The organism is Pseudomonas sp. UBA6753 (assembly GCF_002453565.1).
GTDB lineage: Bacteria > Pseudomonadota > Gammaproteobacteria > Pseudomonadales > Pseudomonadaceae > Aquipseudomonas > Aquipseudomonas putida_Z.
This window is the reverse complement of sequence record NZ_DKHD01000027.1, coordinates 49634-52082: the sequence shown is the minus strand read 5'-3', so window position 1 is coordinate 52082 and position 2449 is coordinate 49634. Positions and strand designations below refer to the sequence as shown.

The 2449-nt window shown below is 65.3% G+C and carries 2 protein-coding genes; both read left to right on the top strand.

The window, feature by feature from the left end; genetic code table 11:
- The coding region (locus B2790_RS10235) for an amino acid adenylation domain-containing protein (RefSeq protein WP_286918767.1) at positions 1–1457 on the top strand (1457 nt) is incomplete at its 5' end.
- 31 nt (positions 1458–1488) lie between these two features.
- Positions 1489–2449, top strand: a 961-nt coding sequence (locus B2790_RS10230) for a condensation domain-containing protein (RefSeq protein ID WP_414708582.1), incomplete at its 3' end; no start/stop codon positions are given.

Genomic DNA, 2449 nt, shown 5'->3' with positions numbered 1-2449 from the left:
CTAACCCGAATATCGAAGTAGCCCCGCAGAACCTGGCCTACGTGATCTACACCTCCGGCTCCACCGGCAAGCCCAAGGGCACGCTGCTGCCGCACCAGAACGTGGTCCGGCTGTTCGCGGCGACCCAGGGCTGGTTCCGTTTCGACGCCAGTGACGTGTGGACGGTGTTCCACTCCTATGCCTTCGACTTCTCGGTATGGGAGCTGTTCGGCGCGCTGTTGTATGGCGGCCGGGCGGTGATGGTGGCCAAGGACGTGGCACGCTCCACCGAGGATTTCCATGCGCTGCTGCAGCGCGAGCAGGTGACGGTGCTGAACCAGACGCCGTCGGCGTTCCGCCAGTTGATCCCGGTGGCCTGCGCGGCAGCGCGCCAGGGGCAGGGACTGGCCCTGCGGCATGTGGTGTTCGGCGGCGAAGCGCTGGACGTGAGCAGCCTCGAGCCCTGGTTCGAGGTGTTCGGCGACCGGCAGCCACGGCTGATCAACATGTACGGCATCACCGAAACCACGGTGCACGTGACCTACCGGCCGATCACCAAGGCCGACCTGGCCAAGGGGGCGAGCAGCCCGATCGGCGAGGTGATCCCGGACCTGTCGTGGTACCTGCTGGATGCCGCGCTGAACCCGGTGGCCCCGGGCAGCCATGGCGAACTGGTGATCGGCCAGGCCGGCCTGGCGCGGGGGTATCACGGGCGCCCGGGGCTGACCGCCGAACGCTTCGTGCCGAACCCGTTCGACAGCCAGGGTGGCCGCCTGTACCGCTCGGGCGACCTGGCCCGCTACGGCGGCGCGGGGGTGGTGGAGTACCTGGGGCGGATCGACCATCAAGTGAAGATTCGAGGTTTTCGCATCGAACTGGGCGAGATCGAGGCGCGGTTGCAGGCGCAAGCCAGCGTGGCCCAGGGCGTGGTACTGGCCCAGGATGGCCCGGGCGGCAAGCAGCTGGTGGGTTATGTGGTGCCTGCCGATGCAGCCGTGATGGCCAGCACCGAGGCCCAGGCTGTCGAGCGCGATGTGCTGCGCACTGCGTTGAAGGCGAACCTGCCGGACTACATGGTGCCGGCCCACCTGCTGTTCCTGGCCAAACTGCCGTTGACCGCCAACGGCAAGCTGGACCGTCGTGCATTGCCGCAACCGGATGCCAGCCAGTTGCAGCGCGAGTACCTCGCGCCGCAAAGCGAACTGGAACAACGGATCGCGGCGATCTGGGCTGATGTGCTGAAGCTGGAGCGGGTAGGCCTTGGCGACAACTTCTTCGAACTGGGTGGGCACTCCTTGCTGGCTACCCAGGTCATGGCGCGGCTACAGGTCGAGCTTGGCACGAGCCTGCCCCTGGCGTTGTTGTTCCAGGCGCAAACGCTGCAGGACTACGCAGCAATGATCAATGGCTTGAATACCCATAGCGATGCAGACCTGGATGAACTCCAGGACTTCATGAGCGAGCTTGAGGCAGTCTGAAATGCAAACGGATAACAGAAACATGGCCCTGGTGCAGCGCTTCATCGGCCTGCCGCTGCCACAGCGCAAACTCTTCCTCGAGAAACTGGCGGCGAAGGGCATGAGCCTGGCCCAGTTGCCGATCCCCGAGGTGCGCGGCGAGCATCCGTTGCCGGCGCTTTCATACGCCCAGCAACGGCAGTGGTTCCTGTGGCAATGGGAGCCTGCCAGTGCCACCTACAACATCCCGGCTGCCTTGAAATTCAAGGGGAATCTGGATACCACAGCTCTGCAACTGGCCTTCGCGGCCTTGATCGAGCGACATGAAACGCTGCGTACCACGTTCCGTCGCGACGGTGAGCAGGCGGTGCAGGTCATCCATGCTCAAGTGCCGTTCGAGCTGGTCATCGAAGAGCAGGCGCACGCCGACGAGGCCGCTGTGCGGGCTTGGGTCGAGACCGAAGCAGGGCAACCGTTCGACCTGGAGCAGGGGCCGCTGCTGCGGGCCCGGCTGCTGCGCCTGGCGGCGGACCAGCACGTGCTGGTGCTGACCCTGCACCATATCGTCGCCGACGGCTGGTCGATGCCGGTGATGGTCAATGAGCTGGTGCAGTTCTATCAAGGTTTCAGCCAGGGCCAGGTAGCGCAACTGCCGGCCCTGCCGATCCAGTATGCCGACTATGCCATTTGGCAGCGTAGCTGGATGGAAGCCGGCGAGCAGGCGCGGCAACTGGCCTACTGGACCGAACAGTTGGGCGATGAGCAACCGGTGCTGGAGCTGCCGCTGGACCATCCGCGCCCGGCCATGCCGAGCCACAGAGGGGCACGGTTGCCGATCGTGCTGGGCGATGAGCTGGCCACCAACCTGAAACGGGTTGCCCAGCAGCAGGGCGTGACGCCATTCATGCTGCTGCTGGCCAGTTTCCAGACCCTGCTGCATCGCTACTCGGGCCAGGCTGATATCCGCGTTGGGGTACCGCTTGCCAACCGTAACCGGGTCGAGACCGAGCGCC